Below are 17,957 nucleotides of genomic sequence, written 5' to 3' on the forward strand. Positions count from 1 at the left end.
ACGAGCTCGCCCCCGGGCGTTTGTATCTGGAAGCAGGCTTCGGAGGATGTGGAGGGACCAAGCTACCCCGACTTCCCCGATCTGGAGGCTGCCCGGCAGCGGCTGGAGGAGCGTCTGGTCCACCGAAGGAGATGAAGGCGCCATGCCCCTGTTTTTCTTTCATCTCAGAGGTGGCCCTGACGGTCTCAGTCTGGATCGGGATGGCTTGGACCTGCTGGATGACAGCCCTCCGTCGGCAGGTTCAGGCCAGGAAGCGCCGGGTTCTCAAAGTCGGGGGCGCCCCAAAGGCTGAACGCCGTCACAGCGGCAGGGGGAATCTGACGCAGGTACGCGTGCCCTTCTCGACCGACTCTCGCTCCACCTGGCCATCGAGCTGGTTGGCGAAGGCGTCGATGAGCTGAAGGCCAAGCCCGCCCTTGCGGGGAGGCCCCATGCCGCGCCCGTTGTCCTCGACCACAAGGCGAGCCTCACCGAGCTCGGACCGTGTCGTGAAGCCGACCCGGATTGTGCCGCCGTCGTCATCGAAGGCATACTTGAGCGAGTTGGTGACAAGCTCGTTGACGATCAGCCCGGCCGCCACCGCCCGATCCAGAGGAAGCAGGGCTCCTTTCTCGGTTTCGACCTCGATGTTCACCGTCTCACGCTGCGGATCGATGTTGGCGCACAGGGCGCGCAGGTAGTCGCCGAACTCCACGTTGCTGACGCCGCTCTCGAACGAGAGCTGATCCTGGGCCAGGGCAATGGCATGCACCCGATCCATGACGCTCACGAAGCGGTCGCGGTCCTCCTGCGTCGAGGCGTGCCGCCGTTGCAGGGCCAGGAAGGAGATGATGGTCTGGAGGTTGTTCTTCACCCGGTGCTGGAACTCGCGCAGAACCACCTCGGCAAAGGACCTCTCCCGCGCATATCCTGCGGCCGCCTCGGCTGCCTTGGCCTCGGTCTCCAGCCGCAGCAGGGCGATGCCCAGGATGTTGGCCATGGTGGACAGGAAGGTCACGTCGCCTTCGTCGAAGGTGCGTGGCTCCTCCGCATCGACCTCCAGCACGCCCCAGGTGCGCCCGTCGATCCGCACCGGCACGTTCACGAGCGAGACGATGCCATGGTCGCGCAGGCTCGGGTGCATCCGGAACTCAGGGTCGTTCGGCAGATCCTCGACAATCACGGGCGAGGCCGTCTGCATGGCTCGTCCTGCCACCGACGCGTTGTCGAGGGCAAAGGTCGTCTGGCCCACCACGCCGGGCTTCCAGCCCACGCCCGCCACCACCAGCAGGTCGCCGTGGTCCGGGCGGTAACACAGCACCTTCACGTGCCTGATGTGGGTGACACGGGAGACCTGGGCGGTGACGTAGTGCAACAGCCTGTCATGTGGCAGCATCTCAGACGCCACCCGGCCGAAGGCGGCCAGCGCACGCTGGTACTCGTGCATGCGCTTCAGTTCCGGGCCGGGCCCTTCGCTCCTCTTGGGCATCATGCCTCCTGCTCAGATGCCCGTCGGGGCTGTCTTACTGCAAGGCTGGAAAAGCCTGGCGGCTGGGTCTGGTTCCAAGAAATGCGATAGCTGACGTGACAACTGTCGCCTCCTGGTTCCAAGAGGAAGCGGTGGCTAAGTTGTCTCAGCGGAACCCTCAAGGGTCGACCACAGCCGATAGCCGTATCCGGGTCTCTCGGACCCGCTGGGGCTCGCACCCAGCAGAGCTGGATCCGTTGAGCTCCCGCGTCATTGAGCAGTTGCCGAATTATTCAGGAGTCGCACCGCGACGAAGGCGCCGCCGAGTACCACCAGCGTGCTGACGAGGAACACCGTGCCCAAGCCCGTCCCGCCCGCGATCGCCCCCAGGACGGGGCTGGCTAAGCCGATCGCCAGGTCGAGGAAGGCGGTGTAAGCACCCATCGCGAGGCCGCGGCTTTCCGGCGGCGCGCGGTGCACCGCCTCGATGCCGAAGCTGGGATAGACGAGCGACCAGCCAATCCCGGTGAGCGCCGCCCCAACCAGGGCCAGCGCAGGCCCAGGGGCCAGCCAGATCAGCGCCTGGCCGGCCGCCTCGATCAGCACGCTGGCCAATGCGACCCTGGCGCCGCCGAACTTGTCCGGCAAATGGCCGCCGACCACGCGCGCCACGATGAAGGCGCCCGCAAAGGCGCTGAAGGCGAGCCAGACCGGGGACCAACCCTGGTCGACGAAGCGCAGCGCGATGAACGCGGTGATCGCCCCGAAGCCGACGCTGCTCAGGGCCATACCGATCCCGGGCACCCAGACGGCACCGAGCACCCGGGTGAAGGCGGGACGGATCTCCGTCGGCGGCACGACGGAGCGCAACGGCAGCACGAGCAGCAGGGTGGCGAGCGGGATCAGGGTCGTCGCCAGCGCGATCGCCACAAAGCCGTAGCTCGCGTACAGGGCGCTGCCGAGCGGAGCGCCGAAAGCGAAGGCGGCCCACATCGCGGTGCCCACCCAGGCGATGACCTTGCCGGCGTGCCGAGCGTCGACCTGCGCCAGAGCCCAGCCGAAGGCTCCCGTGATGATGAAGCTCTCTGCCCCGCCGAGCAGGGCCCGGCCCAGCAGCAGGATGGCAGCCGAGATCTCAGGGGTAGCGACGAAGGAGAGCGAGGCGAGATAGAGCAACCCGGCCGCTGCGGCCCCGAGCAGGCCGGCGACGACCGCGCGCTTGGCGCCGCGGCTGTCGGAATAATGGCCCGACCACAGGCGTGAGATGAGCGAGGCGGCGAACTGGCTGCCGGTGATGAGCCCGACCACAAAGGTACTGAGGCCCAGTCCCTGATGCACATGGAGCGGGAGCACCGGCAGCGCGAGGCCGATGATCAGGAAGCCGAACAGGACCACGGCCATGATCGGCAGCAGGGTCATGAGGACGGATGGAGCGGCCGCGGCTCGCGATGGGGAGGGAGCAACAATCATGGGCTCTCGCGGAAATGAAGCAGGACATCTAGCCGATGCCGCGGCATGCGATTAGATGGCATTGTCCGCATGGGCCTATAAGGGAGGCATTATGAATGCCGGGAGAGAGCCTCAACGACCTCTCCGCGTTTCTGGCCGTTGCGCGGGAGCGGAGCTTTACCCGAGCTGCGGCGAAGCTCGGGGTCTCGCAGTCGGCGCTGAGCCAGACCATCCGTCAGCTCGAGGCGCGGCTCGGGCTTCGCTTGCTCACCCGCACCACGCGCAGCGTCTCGCCGACGGAAGCAGGTGAGCGCCTGATCCGAAGCATCGGTCCGCGGCTGGATGAGATCGAGGCCGAGCTCGAATCCTTGAGCGAACTCCGGGAGAAACCCGCTGGGACCATCCGGATCACGGCCACCGACTATGCCATCGATCAGATCCTCTGGCCGAAGCTGGAAAGATTCCTGCCGAAGTATCCGGACATCAAGGTCGAACTGGGCATCGATTACGGCCTGACAGACATCGCCGCGCAGGCTTACGACGCCGGCGTTCGTCTCGGAGAGCAGGTCGCGAAGGACATGATCTCCGTGCGCATCGGGCCAGACCTCCGCTTTGCGGTGGTCGGCTCGAAATCGTACTTTGCCAAGCATGCCCCACCGGAGGCACCGCAGGACCTGATCGACCATACCTGCATCAACCTGCGCCTGCCCACCCATGGCGGGCTGTATGCCTGGGAGTTCGAGAAGGATGGCCAGGAGCTGAGGGTGCGGGTGGACGGTCAGCTCATCTTCAATGGCATCCAGCAGATCCTCAATGCGGCGGTGGCCGGGTTCGGTCTCGCCTACGTGCCGGAAGGCTTGGCGCAGCCCTATATCGCAAAGGGGCGCCTGACCCGGGTGCTTGCCGACTGGTGTCCGGCTTGGCCGGGATACCACTTGTACTACCCGAGCCGGCGCCAGGCGTCCCCAGCTTTCGCGCTGCTGGTCGACGCCTTGCGTCATCGAGGGTGAAACGTCGGCAGCGGCGGCCTGAGGGCTGAAAGCCCTCTTTGGTCCGCAAAGGGTAATGTACGCGATGGCACATCTGGGACGCTAGCCCGAGGGCCGTAATCCTCACGTAACCAGACATTCCGAAAAGTGAATGGACTTCACTGCCTGACCCGAAGCGGCCCTTCCTGTGGGCAGCTATAGATGCCGCTCATGAGCCGCCCGAGTCCGGCCTAGCGCCGGTAGCGGAGTGTCTCAACGATCAGCGACAGGGCCCGCGACGACTGGCGTCGACTGGCGAAGAAGATGTGGAGCCCGGGGAAGGTCGGGCACCAGTCCGTGAGCACGGATTGAAGTCGGCCGCTGTCGATATGAGGACGCGCCAATTCCTCCGGCATGTAGGCCAAGCCAAACCCCGCGAGTGCGGCCTCCACAACCGGGTAGATGGAGTTGAATGTCCAGGATCCTTCAACCCGCACCTGCATGTTCCGCTTGCCCTTCCTGAGTTCCCATGCGTACACGCCGCCACGCATCGAGAAGCGCATGTTGATGCACTCGTGCCCGGTCAGGTCCGACGGAGACTTGGGCAGCGGATGCCCTTCCAGGTAGGAGGGCGCACCGACGATCACCATGCGGATGTCCCGCGAGATCCGAACGGCCGTCATGTCCTTGGAAATCTGGTCGCCGAAACGTACACCCGCATCGAAGCGCTCCGCGACGATGTCGGTCAGTCCCGGCTCGATGGCGACCTCGATCTTGAGGTGGGGATGCTTTGGCTGGAGCTTGGACAGCTTGGGCCAGAGGATCGTGTTCGCCGCAAAATCGGAAGCCGTGATGCGCACGGTCCCGACAGGCTTGTCGCGAAGCTCCTCGAAGGCGGCCAGTTCTTCGGCGATCGCCTCGAAGCGAGGGGCTACTCTCTGGATCAGGCGCTCACCCGCCTCCGTTGGCGATACGCTACGGGTCGTGCGCGTCAGCAAACGCAGCCCCAGCCGCGCCTCCAAGCCTCGAATGGTGTGGCTGAGCGCCGATTGAGATACTCCCAACTGCGCTGCCGCGCGGGTGAAGCTTCGCTCCCGGGCAACCGCGAGAAAGGCCTGGAGGTCGCGGAAGTTCTCACCGGACATGCACGGTTCTCCGCTGCTACGGCCTGTGGCGCAAGGCTTCGACCAGCAAGGTCATCGCGCGCGACGGTTGGCGCCGGTTCGGGTAATAGAGATGGAATCCGGGCCACACCGGGCACCAGTCCTCCAGCACCGAGATGAGCTGTCCCGCTGAGACGCAGGGGCGAACCATATCCTCGGGCAGGTAGGCCAGCCCGAAGCCGGCCTTGGCCGCCTCGAAGATGTCGTAGGCGTTGTTGAAGGTGACCGTTCCATCGACCCGGGCATTCACGCTGCGCTTGCCCTTGGCGAACTCCCATTCGTAGAGGCCGCCGTAGGTGGAGGCGCGCAGGTTGATGCAAACGTGCTCGGTGAGGTCGCGGGGCGTTTGTGGCGGCGCCCGCCCTGCGAAGTAGGACTTCGAGCCCACAACCATGTTGCGGACGTCGGGGCCGATCCGCACCGAGATCATGTCCTGTGCCAGTTCCTGGCCGAACCGCACGCCGGCGTCGTACCCGCGCGCGACGATATCGACGCTCTCATACTCGTTGTTCAGCTCGACCTTGATCTTGGGGTATTGCGGGAGGAACGTCGCCAGCTTGGGCCAAAGCGTGCTCCGGATGGCGTAGTCGATGGCGGTGATCCGGATCGTTCCCATGGGCTCGTCCCGAAGTTCGCCGAGCGACGCGATCTCGGCCTGGATCCCATCGAATTCGGGAGCGAGACGATCCAGCAGCCGCTGACCGGCCTCGGTGGGCGCCACGCCGCGCGGGCTGCGCACGAGAAGACGAACGCCCAGCTTTGCCTCCAACGCTCGGATGGTGGTGCTCAAGGCTGGTTGCGTCACCCGAAGCTGGGCCGCTGCGCGGGTGAAGCTGCGCGCGCGGGCAACCGTGACGAATGCGAGAAGGTCGCCGAAGCTGTCACGCGACATCGATGAACCCCTTCATGGGACCTATCCATTCCATGGCCCTCGTCCGAAATCTGGCCAGGAACCGACCCTATCGGATGCGGCCATTCATGAACAGCATTTATGGCACTATGCGAATTATGCCGTCTATCCGATGTCGGATGCGCCATCTAACTTCCGTCTCAGCCAGGGAAGGCTAAGCCCTGGAAGTGAGCCTTAAGGCGCCGCAGAGGCGCACGACCGTGTGAGTGAGGAACTGAAATGTCCATCCTGAGAAACTCTTTGATGTCTGCCGCGATCCTGTTCGCAATCCCGGCGTTCGCGCAATCCACGAACCCCTTCACCGTGGCACAGGGTACCAATGTCGTCGGTTCGCAGAAGGTCACGTTTGACAACGGCGGCGTGCGCATGGCCGGCAATCTCTACCTTCCCGCCAACTACGACAGTAGCAGGAAGTATCCGGCAATCGTCGTGGCCCATCCCTGGGGCGGCGTGAAGGAACAGACCTCTGGCCTGTACGCCCGGGAACTGGCGCGCAAGGGCTTCATCACGCTGGCCTACGACGCCTCCCACTACGGCGAAAGCGGCGGCGAGCCGCGCGACCTGGAAGATCCGGCCGACCGCGTGCAGGACATCCGGAGCGCGGTGGGCTACTTGGCCAGCCTGCCGCAGGTGGATGCTAACCGCATCGGCGCGGTCGGTGTCTGTGCCGGTGGCGGCTATACGCTGCACGAGGCCCAGACCGACCTGCGCGTGAAAGCGGTGGCCGGCGTGGTCGCCTACGACATCGGGGATGCGACTCGCACCGGCATCCAGGGCGCCTCGGTCACGGCCGAGGACCAGCAGAAGCTGCTCCAGGGCGTCGCCGAGCAACTGAACAAGGAAGCGGCTGGCGCACCCGTGTTGGTGCAGCAACTGCTTCCATCACGTGACCAGGTCAGTGCCGATAGCGACAACTTCATCCGTGAGGCGGTGGATTACTACCTGACCCCGCGCGGCGCTCATCCGAACGCTCGCAACCGCTTCACCGTGACCAGCCCCGGCCTGCACATGGCGTACTACCCGCTGGAACACATGGAGCGGGTCTCGCCCCGGCCTGTGCTGCTGATCGCTGGCGAGCGCGCAGAGACGCGCAAGTTCAGCGAAGCGGCGTACGCCAAGGCCCAGCAGCCCAAGGAACTGCTGGTCATCCCCGGCGCCTCGCACTTCGACCTCTACGACAAGCCGCAGTACGTGACGCCCGCCGTGGACAAGATGGCCGAATTCTTCGGCAAGCACCTGTGAGGCCGTGACGGCAGGGAGGCACGGACATGAAGCCATCGCTCATCGCCCTCTCCATCTACGCGCTAGCGACGGTCTGCGCCGTCCCGGCGGCCTTGGCACAGGATGCGGCTGGCAACGCCCGCATCCAGGCCACCGCGCCCAGCGACTGGTCGATGCAGGTGGTCAGCGACGGCCTCGACTATCCCTGGGACATCGCGCGTGCCGGGGATCGGTTTCTGCTCACCGAGAAGGCCGGCAACATCGTCGTGATCGAGAACGGCCGGCAGCGGCGCCATGCGCTCCAGACCTCCGATCCGATCGTGGACGAAGGCGGCGCCGGCCTGCTCGGCATGGCGCTGTCCCGGGACTTCGCGCAAAGCGGCGTCGCCTACTTCTACCACTCGTACCGCTCCGATGCGGACCTCGCCAACAAGATCATCGAGGCGCGGTTCGACGGCGATGCCTGGCGAGAAACCCGCGTGCTGCTGGTCGGGATCCCCGGTCATCGGCTCTACAACGGCGGGGCCATCGCCATCGCGCCGGACGGGCACCTTTACGTGACCACCGGCTGGACCGGCAACCGCGAGCGTCCGCAGGATCGGGCCAGCCTGGCCGGGAAGGTGCTGCGCATGACACTGAGTGGTCAGGCACCGCCGGACAACCCATTCCCGGGCTCCCTGATCTACTCTTACGGCCATCGCAATCCGCAGGGGATGGCCTGGAATCCGGCCGGCGAGCTGTTCGTGGTCGAGCATGGCGAGTCCGGCCACGACGAGATCAACCGGATCAGGCCAGGCGTGAATTACGGATGGCCGCTGGCCCAAGGCGCCGAGCGGCGCGATGGCATGGAGCCGGCCTGGATCGAATCCGGCCGCAGCACGTGGGCGCCCGCAGGCGCCGCGTTCGCCGGAGATGAACTGGTGATCGCGGCGCTCGGCTCACGCGAACTGCTGGCCATGGACGAAGGCGCCAGAGCGCTCAAGCGCGTGTTCAGTTCCGGTGACCGCATCCGGGACGTGCTGCCGGTGGCGCGCGACCTCTACGTGATCACGACGAACCGGTCGCCGAGGGGGGAAGGTCCCTCGAAGGACCGACTGCTGCGACTGTCCCCGAGGCAATGACACGACCTGCCTTGGAGGCTTTTGAGGCAACGGCCCCAGAGGCCTACGGGCATGGCTCCCAGGAAGGGATGACGTCCAGGAGCCACGACATCGTCATCCGGAAATCTGAGTCAACACAGGAAATGACATCATGAATATCTCCTTCGAGAACCAAGTTGCGCTGGTGACCGGCGCCGCGTCGGGCCTGGGTCTGGCAACCGCAAAGGCATTCGCGCAGGCGGGCGCGGCCGTTGCGCTGGCGGACGTGAACGGCGACGGCGCCCGCGCCGCCGCCGATGACCTGGTCGCGGCCGGGCACACGGCCATCGGCATCCGCTGCGACGTGGCCGATCTGGGCGAAGTCGAGGCCATGGTCAAGGAGACCGTCGCCACGTTCGGTCGCCTGGATGTGGCCTTCAACAACGCCGGGATTCAGAACGTCCTCGCGGAGACCGCCGACGCCACGCCCGAGGACTTCGATCGCGTGACCTCGGTCAACCTGCGTGGCATTTGGGCCTGCATGAAGTACGAGTTGCAGCACATGCGGCAGCAGGGACGCGGAGCCATCGTCAACTGCTCGTCACTCGGCGGGCTGGTGGGCGGGGCCCAGCGCGGCACCTATCACGCGGCCAAGCATGGCGTTCTCGGCCTGACCAAGAGCGCGGCGCTGGAATACGCCACGCGGAACATCCGCGTCAACGCCGTGTGCCCCGGCCTGATCTGGACCCCGATGGTGGAACAGATGGTTGCCTCTGGCCAGAAGGAGGCACTGGATGCCATGGTCGAGGGCATCCCCATGCGTCGGCACGGCCGGGCCGACGAGATCGCCGACGCCGTGCTGTGGCTGTGCAGTTCGGCTTCCAGCTACGTGACCGGGCAATCCATCTCGGTGGACGGCGGGCTCATCATGCGCTGATCGTGCCTCCGCGGACGAACGTTTGCCACACTGGCAAGCGTTCGTCCGCGGGTGTTCAAGCCGATGGCGCGGCGGTCTACCCTGACCCTGCGCGATCATTCAAGGTTCGTGAGCCCCTGCTTGCGATGTGGGGGCTCGTCGGCAGGGCGCATCTGCCACGTGGCGATGTGAACCAGGAGGCCCTGCTGCCTGCCACGGAGCTGAACCTGGCGAGAGGACTGGAACCTCGTGAGCCACTCCTGATCTCCCGCGGCGCGGACGCAATCCTCGGAGGCGATGATCGAGCCCCCGATCTCGCGCGTCACCTCCTCGAGCCTGCTCGCCACGTTCACCACGTCGCCCACGACGGTAAACTCGACGCGCTCCCTGCCACCGAGATTGCCGACGGTCACCGGACCGCAATGGACTCCGACCGAGACATGCAGCGGATCGGCGCCGCGGCCGGACCGTTTTCGGCTCCAGCGCTCGATCTCCTCCTGAAGTTCGAAGGCGCACGCGAGCGCGCGGGCCGGCGCATCCGGTTGCGGACCGATGGAGCCGAAGGTCGCCATGAAGCCGTCGCCCAGGTACTTGTCGAGGGTGCCGCCATGCTTGAACACGATGGCACTGCTCCGCTCCTGGAAACTCCGCAGCAAGGCAAACGTGCGCTCGGGTGAGAGGGTTTCGGTGAGTTTGGTGAAGCCGACGATGTCTGCGAACAGGATGGCTACCGTTCGTGTCGCCGGCTCTCCGAACGCGGTCGCGCCGCGGCTGGAGAGGGCCTCAGCCACGTCCGGAGAGACGTAGCGCGCGAGATCCGCGCGCACGACCTCGGCCTCGACCTGGTTCAACAAGGTCCGGCGGCCGCGCCAGACGGTCAGCGTCAGGAGCAGGGTGAACAGCGAGGTTGCCACAAGCTGGGTGTACCATGCGGTCAGACTGACAAAGGCGGGCTTGAAGGAGAGATCCAGGACGGCGGCTGACGTAAGCGCGCCCTCCGCGGCTGCATCGTTGAAGCGCAGCGTGTCCGGCTGGGAGTAGATCGTGAAGACGCCGATCGACCAAATGCCGAGGATCGATACACCCGTCCATAGCACCCTCCTCGGGGAGTAGGTGAGCGCGGCCTCACCGAGGAGAAGGAGAACGTAGAGGAATTCCTGCCCGCGCAGACGGGTCTGGATCGGCCACTCGCCGCCGAGACTGGCCGGCGGCGGGACCAGGATCGCGGCCGTCACCAAGGCCACGTCGAGGACGATGAAGCCAAGCTTGATCGCCTCGCCATAACGATGGTGACGCAGGCGGTATGGGATGTAGCCCAGGAGGAAGAACCCGAGGGCGTAGGCTCCGTAATAGAGATCGCGTGGCCACGGGACGAGCCAGATCAGCCAGACCGAAACAACGATGATCGCGGTCAGCCGGGCGTAGAAGGCGAACCGGAGGCCTTCGAGCTCTGCCTGTCGAATGCTCGCCTGAAGACGAACCTGCGAGATCTTGAGGGATCGGAACGATCGCAGCCCCTCCAAGGTCCTGGATACCAAGCCGACGCTCCGGGTTGCCAAGTCAGACATATGCTCGCTCTGCCAATCCCAGAAGCTTTGATTCTGAACCTTGTAGCATTCCGACGAGGGCCTTGCACGGTGCGAGCGGACATGGCACCGGCAAGCCTTCAATCCGGACCCTCGAACACTTTTCGGACCGGACGTTCCGAAAACGCAGGGGTCTTGGTTCCTATCGGATGCGCTCGATGTGCAACGGGAACTTGCCGCGCACGCGGAGCGGCTCGAAACTGCCGTCGAAGCGGCCGAGCCGGATCAGGCCGTCCCAACGGTAATCGGCGTAGAACATGGCCAGGTTGCCCCAGGGCTTGAAGTAGCAGAGATCACCCGGCCGCTCGTCGCCGAACGGGCCGCTGCCATCCTCCGTGAGCTTGCGCGGGAGGTAGGCGATCTTCTCGTTGCCGCCGTAATCCTCGATCGTGAGATCCAGGGGGAGTAGCATGGCCAAATCGCGGGCCGACGGGTTGTCGTAGAGCGTGGCCGTCATGGTTCGACCATCGAAGGTCAGCCTGATCCTCACGTCGGTCGGCTTCTGGCTTGCCGGATCCCTACCGCTCTGACCGTGTGCCAGATGCGGAACGGCGGCTGCGAGCGTGGCGCCCAGCATCGCGCGGCGGCTGATCGTCGGTGGCCCCATCGCCATGGACATGCTCCGGATTGTGCGGGACGAGGCTTCTCGACTGCCGGCTTTCCTATCTGGGCTAACCCGTAGCTGCCGGCAATGGATTTGGGTAGACCCGTCATGGTGTCAGGCTATTCGGGCTCTCCTCATGGGACAGGAAACATGGACAGCAGGCTTCGGCCGGCTAGTCCCTTGCCACAGGGGAGCTGCGGGATGGTTAGAGCGGGTGTAGACTGGGCTGATCTGAGGGAGGGCTCTCCCATGCTCAAGCGCTACCTTGTCGATCTCACCCGCCGCGAGCGCACTGACCTCCTGAGCCTGCTCAACAAGGGCATCGCCCCGGCCCGTACGCTCACCCGCGCCCGGATTCTGCTGGCTGCTGACGAGCACAAGACCGATGCCCAGATCGCGGCCAGCCTGCATGTCCATCCTGCCACGGTCGAGCGCACCCGGCGGCGCTTCGTCGAGGGCCGTGCCGTCCGTGCGCTCCATGAGAAGCCGAGGCCCGGCGGCCGGCCCAAGCTCGATCGCAAGCAGGAGGCCTTTCTGGTGGCGCTGGCCTGCAGCAACGCGCCCTCAGGTCGAGGGCACTGGACCATGCAGCTGCTGGCCGACCGCCTGGTGGAGCTCGGGGTGGTGGAAACCATCAGCGACGAGACGGTGCGGCGGGCACTCAAAAAAACACACTGAAGCCCTGGCAGCGCAAGCAGTGGTGCATTGCCTCTGTGGGAGCGGACTTTGTCTGGCGCATGGAGGACGTGCTCGATCTGTATGCCAAGCCCTACAGCGCTGACCGGCCGGTGGTCTGCTTTGACGAGTTGCCGTTCCAGCTGCTCGCCGACAAGCGCTCTCCCCAACCGGTGGCTCCCGGTCGCCCAACCCGGGTGGACTATGAGTATCGACGGCAGGGTACGGCCAACCTGTTCCTGTGCTTTGAGCCGCTGGCCGGCTGGCGCCACGTGGCGGTGACCGCCCATCGCACGAACAAGGATTTTGCCGAGCAGATGCGGGCGCTCGCGGATGATCATTATCCTGATGCCTCGGTCATTGCAGTGGTGCTGGACAATCTCAGCACCCACAGCCCTTCGGCTCTGTACCAGACCTTCCCGCCTGCGGAGGCGCGCCGCCTCGTGAAACGGCTGGAGTTTCACTACACGCCCAAACACGGGAGCTGGCTCAACATGGCGGAGTTGGAGGTCGCGATCCTCAGCCGCCAATGCTTGCGCCGGCGTCTGCCGAACCCAACAGTGCTCCAGCGCGAGATCGACGCCTGGGAGGCCGAGCGCAATTGCATCAGAGCCAAGGCACATTGGCATTTCACGACCATGCAGGCCCGCTCCAAACTACGGCGGCTCTATCCTGCATGATCCCTGTGGAAAAGGACTAGTACGGGTACCGGCCCGGAGAACCGAATGCTCCCCGGGCCGACGACAGCTTCATGATCCTGGCCGTCGGATGGCCAATGGCACCCTCGATAGAGGTCAGGATGCCAGGGATGCGGTGTCGATCACGAAGCGATACTTCACGTCGCCCTTGAGCATCCGCTCGTAGGCCTCGTTGATCCCGTCCGCCCGGATCAGCTCGATGTCGGCAACGATCCCGTGCTTGGCACAGAAGTCCAGCATCTCCTGCGTCTCGGGGATGCCGCCGATCATCGAGCCGGCCAGGCTGCGGCGCTTCATGATCAGGCTGAACACCTCCGGCGACGGATGCGGCGTTGCCGGTGCGCCGACGAGCGTCATGGTTCCGTCGCGCTTGAGCAGTGCGAAGAAGGCGTCGAGGTCATGCGCCGCTGCCACCGTGTTGAGGATGAAGTCGAGGCTCCCGGCGTGCGCTGCCATCTCGTCGGCGTTGCGGGAGACGACGACCTCATGCGCGCCCAATGCCGTTGCGGCCTCGCGCTTCGACTCGGAGGTGGTGAACGCCACCACGTGCGCACCCATCGCGTTTGCGAGCTTGATGCCCATGTGGCCCAGGCCGCCGATGCCGACCACGCCCACCTTGTGGCCGGGGCCGACGTCCCAATGGCGCAGCGGCGAATACGTGGTGATGCCGGCGCATAGCAGCGGCGCAACGGCAGCCAGTTGCTCCTCGGGGTGGCTGATGCGCAGCACATAACGCTCATGCACCACGATCTGCTGCGAGTAGCCTCCCAGCGTGTGACCCGGTGCATCGGGCGTGGGACCATTGTAGGTGCCCACCATGTGGTCGCAGTAGTTTTCCAATCCGTCGCTGCAATCGTCGCAGCGCTTGCAACTGTCAACGATGCACCCGACGCCGACCAGATCGCCGACCTTGTGGCTCGACACATGCGCACCGACCGCCGACACGCGTCCGACGATCTCGTGCCCCGGCACGCAAGGATACAGGGTGCCTGCCCATTCTGAGCGCACCTGATGGATGTCCGAGTGGCACACGCCACAGAAGGCAATCTCGATACCGACATCATGAGGCCCGACCGACCGGCGGTTGATATCCATCGGTTCGAGCGGCTTGTCTCCGGCGTAGGCGCCAAAGGCCTTTACAGTCATGGAAGCGTACTTTCGTTGATTAGATAATTAGGTGAACGTCTGTTGAAGGGTGGTCAGGCGAGCAGAGTTCAGCCGAACCTGCCATGACGAGCCGTGTTCATGGCTCCCATCTCGCTTGAATGCGCCGCTATCGGATGGCGTATTCCTGGTCGGTGACCAACTCCATCCAATCTGCGTTCTTGCCGTTTTGGATGTAGGTGATTGCAATGTGGCTCATGCCGTTGGTGTCGGTCGCGCCATGCCAGTGCTTGATCCCGGCCGGAATCCACACGGCGTCGCCGGGCTTGATCTCCTGACGAGCCTGGCCTTCCCGCTGGACCCAGCCCTTGCCGGCCGTGACGATAAGCGTCTGACCGGCCGGATGGCTGTGCCAGGCGGTGCGGGCGCGTGGAGCGAAGGTCACCAAGCCCGAGGAGGCCGGGGTCTCGACGGATGGCGGTGTGAGCAGATCGACCACCACCTGACCCGAGAAGTTCTTCGGATCGGCGATCACGGAGGGCGAGGAGCCGCTCGGAAAAACCTGGATCTCCTGTGCATTGGCCGGCTCACCGACGAGGGCGGCAGCGGTCATGGTGGCGGCGATGAAGGTGTTCTTCACGTTGAATCCTTTCAGGGGAGGAGATGGCGCGACGGCTTTGGTCAGTTGGACCGACCCTTGAAGACTTCTGCGACGACCGGGCCGGCGGAGAAGGCATTGGGCCAGCCGGCATAGAAGGCGATCTGCGTGACCACCTCACCGGCCTGTTCCTGCGTCAGGCCGTTGTCCAGGGCCCTGTTCAGATGGCCCCCGAGCTGGGCCACCTGCCCGTTCGCCATCAGCGACGTGATGGTCACGAGGCTGCGGTCGCGCGGCGACAGGTCGGGACGCAGCCACACGTCCTTGAAGAGCGGATCGGTGGTGTACTGGCCAAGGCCGGGAGCCGCGGTTCCGAGAAGGCGCTGCACGCTCGCGACCCGGATTGCCTCCGCCTGCTCGTTCTGCGGCAGGAGCTGCGGCGATGCGGCCGGCAACTGATCCGGCCCGATCCGCCGCTGGGCAAAGATATCCTTGGTGACGGCAACCGCCGCCATGGCGTTCGGCCAGCCCGCGTAGAAGGCGAGATTGGTGATCGCCTCGGAGAGCTCGCGCGGCGTTACCCCGCTGTCGAGGGCAAGGTTGATGTAGTGCGGCAGGTCCAATGTCTGGTTGCGTGCGATCAGGATCGCCACCGTGACGAGGCTGCGGTCGCGACGGGAAAGCTGCGGACGCTGCCACAGGCCGGCGACGTCTTCCTTGGCGTATCGGCCGAGGGCCGGGGAGACCGACTGGATGTCAGAGATCGAGAGCGTCGAGGTGTTTTCGAGAGGTGTGGACATGGGAGCGCTTCCTTGTGCAACGACGGGGGTTGCCAATACGAGGGATGCGAGAGTGGCGGCCAGAAACTTCATGGACGATGATCCTTTGCATGGTGATCGACGGGCGAGGGGGGTGGCGCGATGATCGCGGCAGCCGGTGCGGTGCTCACGTGCGTGCCGATGATCCCGCACGCTTCGTCACGAACGCCATGAGCCCCGCAGCCGCCAGCATGGCTGCGCTCGCACCGAAGGTGCTCTGATAGCCGCTCATGTCGAACAGCAGGCCACCCACGGTCGCGCCTAGTGTGATCGCCAGTTGGATGGCGGCCACCATCAGCCCGCCGCCGGCTTCGGCGTCCTCGGGCAAGGTCCGGGTCAGCCAGGTGTTCCAGGCCACGGGGGCCGGAGCGCCGAGCAAGCCCCATGCGCCGAGCAGGAATGCCGTTCCAGCGAGCCAGCTTCCGAAGGCGATCAGGGCGATGGCAATTGCCGCCATCGCAAGCGGGATGGCGATCATCACGCCATACATCCCATTCTTCAGGAACGTTTCGATGAGGGTGGTTCCGGCGAGGCCGGTGATGCCCAAGAGCAGCAGGATCAGCGACAGGGTCGGAACATCGACATGGGTCACGATCTCGAGGAACGGCCGCAGGTAGGTGAACAGCGCGAACTGACCCATGAAGAAGAGAGTGATCGCCACCATGCCGGAGGCCACCACGGGCCGGCGGAGCAGCTTGAACACGTTGCCCGAGCCGGTCGACTGCCCCGCGTGCATGGAGGGCAGCTTTGCCAGCAGCCAGACCAGCGCGATGGCCGCCAGGGGCACCACGCAGAAGAAGGCTCCGCGCCATCCGATGTAGCCGCCGAGGAAGCTGCCCAGTGGCGCCGCGACGATGGAGGACAACGCCGTCCCGCCTTGCAGGAGCGCCAGGGCGCGAGGCACGCGGTCCTCCGGCACCAGGCGCATCACCGCCGCGGCCGACATCGACCAGAATCCCCCGATGGCGATGCCGAGCACCGCCCGACCGGCCATGAGGATCGTGTAGTTCGGTGCAAGGGCCACGACCGTTCCGGAGACGATCAGCGAGAGGGCCAACACGAGCAGGACGGTGCGCCGATCCCATCGGGACGTCAGGCCCGAGATGGACAGGCTCGTGAGCACCGCGAAGATGCCCGAGACGGAGATCGCCTGGCCGGCTTGGCCCTCGGTCATGTGGAGATCGGCGGCAATCGGGGTCAGCAGGCTGACCGGCATGAACTCCGAGGCGACGAGCACCATGCAGCACAGCGACATGGCAAGGACCGCACCCCATGCCGGAGAGCGATCAGGAATTACGTCGTAGGTGGAGGCGGTTCCGACTGTCATCAATGTCTCACGATACCGAATGGAAGCCGGAAGTTAGGGCGTCCTCATTGGATCGATTAGGTGCTAAGACCTGCATGAACCTATGAGTGGAGCTCATGAATGGCCCGCGAGAACATCAACGACCTGATCGCCTTCCTGGCGGTTGCGCGGGAGCGGAGCTTCACGAAGGCCGCCGCACAGCTCGGCGTCTCGCAATCGGCCCTGAGCCACACGGTGCGCGGCCTTGAGGAACGATTGGGCGTGCGGCTCCTGACCCGGACCACGCGCTCTGTGGCGCCCACTCAGGCCGGGGAGCGCCTCCTCCGGACCGCGGGCCCCAGGCTGGCCGAGATCGAGGCCGAGTTGGATGGATTGAGCGAGTTCAGAGAGAAGCCTGCCGGCACGATCAGGATCACGGCGGGCTACCATGTCACTGAGACGATCCTCTGGCCGAAGCTCAGGACGTTTCTTCCCGACTACCCCGACATCAAGGTGGAAATTGCCCTTGAAGAGGGCCTGACCAACATCGTCGAGCAGCGGTTCGATGCGGGCGTGCGCCTTGGCGAGCAGGTTGCCAAGGACATGATCGCGATGCGCATCAGCCCCGATGTTCGTTTTGCGGTGATCGGGGCACCATCCTACTTCGCGGGCAGATCACGGCCCATCACCCCTCAGAACCTCCTCGGCCATACCTGCATCAACCTGCGCCTGCCCACCTATGGCGGGCTTTACGCCTGGGAGTTCGAACGGGATGGACAGGAACTGGCCGTCCGGGTCGACGGCCAACTCGTGTTCAACGGTATCTTTCAGGTCCTCAATGCCGCGGTGGACGGCTTCGGGCTCGCCCACGTCCCGGAGGACATCGCGCTGCCGCACATCGCCTCCGGCCGCCTCCAGCGAGTCCTCGAGGATTGGTGCCCGTCGTGGACAGGGTACCACCTGTACTATCCGAGCCGACGGCAGTCCTCCCCGGCCTTCAACCTCGTTGTCGAGGCTCTGCGCCAACAGGGCTGAAACAAGGAGGGCTGATCCTCAAAAATCCCGTGAGAGTGATGAGCTGAGCTCAGCGACGCGATTCCATTCGACAAGCTCCAGTCGTTCTTCGGTCAGCACCTCTCCACGTGAGCAGTGATTTGGAGCCCGGGGCGTTCGGTTCAGGCTCCATATCGCAATGACCGCCAACGGCTGCTCCTGGCACGAGGCAGACGGAAGCCGAACTTCTGCACAGGCACGACGAGCCGACCTTCAATTGGTCCGCCCAACGTTACTCTTTGACCCAGGTTGTATCAAAACACGAACGGGTCCGTTCTCGACGAACTATTTGGACAACATTGGCCTTGTATGCCGTGGATTCTCTGGTCCAATCGGCCTCGCGAGACATAGAATTGCTTTAGCGAGCGACACGTCAGCGTTTC

The 17,957-nt window shown here is 65.0% G+C and carries 16 protein-coding genes; 6 read left to right on the forward strand and 10 right to left on the reverse strand.

All coding sequences use genetic code 11. The features are described 5' to 3' along the window. Positions 1 to 298: 298 nt before the first annotated feature. Together U0023_RS30130 and U0023_RS30135 are read right to left on the reverse strand one after the other, a co-directional pair. Positions 299 to 1,471 carry a sensor histidine kinase gene (locus U0023_RS30130; protein ID WP_040638616.1) on the reverse strand — a complete coding sequence of 391 codons (1,173 nt, stop codon included), beginning with the start codon at positions 1,469 to 1,471 and terminating at the stop codon, positions 299 to 301. Positions 1,472 to 1,717: 246 nt separating this feature from the next. Next, complete coding sequence (locus U0023_RS30135; RefSeq protein ID WP_009762769.1) at positions 1,718 to 2,917, reverse strand: arabinose transporter; 1,200 nt, start codon at positions 2,915 to 2,917, stop codon at positions 1,718 to 1,720. A 95-nt stretch (positions 2,918 to 3,012) separates the two neighbouring features. On the opposite strand from U0023_RS30135, the gene U0023_RS30140 reads away from it, so the two are divergent. Next, the gene (locus U0023_RS30140) at positions 3,013 to 3,906 is read left to right on the forward strand and encodes a LysR family transcriptional regulator (RefSeq protein WP_009762770.1); all 894 of its coding nucleotides are present in this window, start codon (positions 3,013 to 3,015) and stop codon (positions 3,904 to 3,906) included. 209 nt (positions 3,907 to 4,115) lie between these two features. Here the strand turns inward: U0023_RS30140 and U0023_RS30145 are convergent, their stop codons facing one another. Both U0023_RS30145 and U0023_RS30150 read right to left on the reverse strand, forming a co-directional pair. Then, positions 4,116 to 5,009, reverse strand: coding sequence for a LysR family transcriptional regulator (locus U0023_RS30145; RefSeq protein WP_009762771.1), 894 nt, complete (start codon positions 5,007 to 5,009; stop codon positions 4,116 to 4,118). A gap of 16 nt (positions 5,010 to 5,025) precedes the next feature. After that, the gene (locus U0023_RS30150; protein WP_009762772.1) at positions 5,026 to 5,919 is read right to left on the reverse strand and encodes a LysR family transcriptional regulator; all 894 of its coding nucleotides are present in this window, start codon (positions 5,917 to 5,919) and stop codon (positions 5,026 to 5,028) included. Between the two features lie 237 nt (positions 5,920 to 6,156). On the opposite strand from U0023_RS30150, the gene U0023_RS30155 reads away from it, so the two are divergent. The 3 genes from U0023_RS30155 (at position 6,157) to U0023_RS30165 (ending at position 9,174) form a co-directional block, all read left to right on the forward strand. Further along, positions 6,157 to 7,179: an alpha/beta hydrolase gene (locus U0023_RS30155; protein ID WP_009762773.1), complete on the forward strand. Its 1,023-nt coding sequence runs from the start codon at positions 6,157 to 6,159 to the stop codon at positions 7,177 to 7,179. Positions 7,180 to 7,205: 26 nt separating this feature from the next. Next, positions 7,206 to 8,279, forward strand: a complete 1,074-nt coding sequence (locus tag U0023_RS30160; protein WP_009762774.1) for a PQQ-dependent sugar dehydrogenase — start codon at positions 7,206 to 7,208, stop codon at positions 8,277 to 8,279. Positions 8,280 to 8,409: 130 nt separating this feature from the next. Continuing rightward, a complete protein-coding gene (locus U0023_RS30165; RefSeq protein WP_009762775.1) occupies positions 8,410 to 9,174 on the forward strand; it encodes an SDR family NAD(P)-dependent oxidoreductase in 765 nt (254 codons plus the stop codon). Positions 9,175 to 9,269: 95 nt separating this feature from the next. Here U0023_RS30165 and U0023_RS30170 read toward each other — a convergent pair whose 3' ends face one another. Next, on the reverse strand, positions 9,270 to 10,721 hold the full coding sequence (locus tag U0023_RS30170; RefSeq protein WP_009762776.1) for an adenylate/guanylate cyclase domain-containing protein: 1,452 nt from the start codon (positions 10,719 to 10,721) through the stop codon (positions 9,270 to 9,272). 160 nt (positions 10,722 to 10,881) lie between these two features. Beyond that, positions 10,882 to 11,352: a cyclophilin-like fold protein gene (locus U0023_RS30175; RefSeq protein ID WP_009762777.1), complete on the reverse strand. Its 471-nt coding sequence runs from the start codon at positions 11,350 to 11,352 to the stop codon at positions 10,882 to 10,884. A 240-nt stretch (positions 11,353 to 11,592) separates the two neighbouring features. Here U0023_RS30175 and U0023_RS30180 point away from each other — a divergent pair. After that, positions 11,593 to 12,698, forward strand: a protein-coding gene (locus U0023_RS30180) for an IS630 family transposase (protein ID WP_085985159.1) whose coding sequence is annotated in 2 segments (ribosomal slippage) — positions 11,593 to 12,013 and positions 12,013 to 12,698 — 1,107 coding nt in all. Because the reading frame shifts where the segments join, the coding sequence is not laid out codon by codon here. 114 nt (positions 12,699 to 12,812) lie between these two features. Here U0023_RS30180 and U0023_RS30185 read toward each other — a convergent pair. The 4 genes from U0023_RS30185 to U0023_RS30200 form a co-directional block, all read right to left on the reverse strand. Then, on the reverse strand, positions 12,813 to 13,862 hold the full coding sequence (locus tag U0023_RS30185) for an NAD(P)-dependent alcohol dehydrogenase (RefSeq protein ID WP_009762780.1): 1,050 nt from the start codon (positions 13,860 to 13,862) through the stop codon (positions 12,813 to 12,815). A 127-nt stretch (positions 13,863 to 13,989) separates the two neighbouring features. Then, positions 13,990 to 14,433, reverse strand: a complete 444-nt coding sequence (locus U0023_RS30190) for a (R)-mandelonitrile lyase (RefSeq protein WP_040638888.1) — start codon at positions 14,431 to 14,433, stop codon at positions 13,990 to 13,992. 68 nt (positions 14,434 to 14,501) lie between these two features. Then, on the reverse strand, positions 14,502 to 15,290 hold the full coding sequence (locus tag U0023_RS30195) for a carboxymuconolactone decarboxylase family protein (RefSeq protein WP_009762782.1): 789 nt from the start codon (positions 15,288 to 15,290) through the stop codon (positions 14,502 to 14,504). A gap of 73 nt (positions 15,291 to 15,363) precedes the next feature. Next, positions 15,364 to 16,563 (reverse strand): MFS transporter, encoded by a 1,200-nt coding sequence (locus U0023_RS30200; protein ID WP_009762783.1) that lies wholly within the window; start codon positions 16,561 to 16,563, stop codon positions 15,364 to 15,366. 99 nt (positions 16,564 to 16,662) lie between these two features. Between U0023_RS30200 and U0023_RS30205 the strand changes: the two genes are divergently transcribed. Beyond that, on the forward strand, positions 16,663 to 17,556 hold the full coding sequence (locus U0023_RS30205) for a LysR family transcriptional regulator (RefSeq protein WP_009762784.1): 894 nt from the start codon (positions 16,663 to 16,665) through the stop codon (positions 17,554 to 17,556). Positions 17,557 to 17,957 lie beyond the last annotated feature (401 nt).

The organism is Microvirga lotononidis (assembly GCF_034627025.1).
GTDB classification, from domain to species: Bacteria; Pseudomonadota; Alphaproteobacteria; order Rhizobiales; family Beijerinckiaceae; genus Microvirga; species Microvirga lotononidis.

What these genes read in the sequence shown, in the direction of transcription:
- U0023_RS30130 (WP_040638616.1), bottom strand. Translation starts at nt 1,471, where the DNA reads ATGATGCCCAAGAGGAGCGAAGGGCCCGGCCCGGAACTGAAGCGCATG.
- U0023_RS30135 (WP_009762769.1), bottom strand. Translation starts at nt 2,917, where the DNA reads ATGATTGTTGCTCCCTCCCCATCGCGAGCCGCGGCCGCTCCATCCGTC.
- U0023_RS30140 (WP_009762770.1), top strand. Translation starts at nt 3,013, where the DNA reads ATGCCGGGAGAGAGCCTCAACGACCTCTCCGCGTTTCTGGCCGTTGCG.
- U0023_RS30145 (WP_009762771.1), bottom strand. Translation starts at nt 5,009, where the DNA reads ATGTCCGGTGAGAACTTCCGCGACCTCCAGGCCTTTCTCGCGGTTGCC.
- U0023_RS30150 (WP_009762772.1), bottom strand. Translation starts at nt 5,919, where the DNA reads ATGTCGCGTGACAGCTTCGGCGACCTTCTCGCATTCGTCACGGTTGCC.
- U0023_RS30155 (WP_009762773.1), top strand. Translation starts at nt 6,157, where the DNA reads ATGTCCATCCTGAGAAACTCTTTGATGTCTGCCGCGATCCTGTTCGCA.
- U0023_RS30160 (WP_009762774.1), top strand. Translation starts at nt 7,206, where the DNA reads ATGAAGCCATCGCTCATCGCCCTCTCCATCTACGCGCTAGCGACGGTC.
- U0023_RS30165 (WP_009762775.1), top strand. Translation starts at nt 8,410, where the DNA reads ATGAATATCTCCTTCGAGAACCAAGTTGCGCTGGTGACCGGCGCCGCG.
- U0023_RS30170 (WP_009762776.1), bottom strand. Translation starts at nt 10,721, where the DNA reads ATGTCTGACTTGGCAACCCGGAGCGTCGGCTTGGTATCCAGGACCTTG.
- U0023_RS30175 (WP_009762777.1), bottom strand. Translation starts at nt 11,352, where the DNA reads ATGGCGATGGGGCCACCGACGATCAGCCGCCGCGCGATGCTGGGCGCC.
- U0023_RS30185 (WP_009762780.1), bottom strand. Translation starts at nt 13,862, where the DNA reads ATGACTGTAAAGGCCTTTGGCGCCTACGCCGGAGACAAGCCGCTCGAA.
- U0023_RS30190 (WP_040638888.1), bottom strand. Translation starts at nt 14,433, where the DNA reads ATGACCGCTGCCGCCCTCGTCGGTGAGCCGGCCAATGCACAGGAGATC.
- U0023_RS30195 (WP_009762782.1), bottom strand. Translation starts at nt 15,290, where the DNA reads ATGAAGTTTCTGGCCGCCACTCTCGCATCCCTCGTATTGGCAACCCCC.
- U0023_RS30200 (WP_009762783.1), bottom strand. Translation starts at nt 16,563, where the DNA reads ATGACAGTCGGAACCGCCTCCACCTACGACGTAATTCCTGATCGCTCT.
- U0023_RS30205 (WP_009762784.1), top strand. Translation starts at nt 16,663, where the DNA reads ATGGCCCGCGAGAACATCAACGACCTGATCGCCTTCCTGGCGGTTGCG.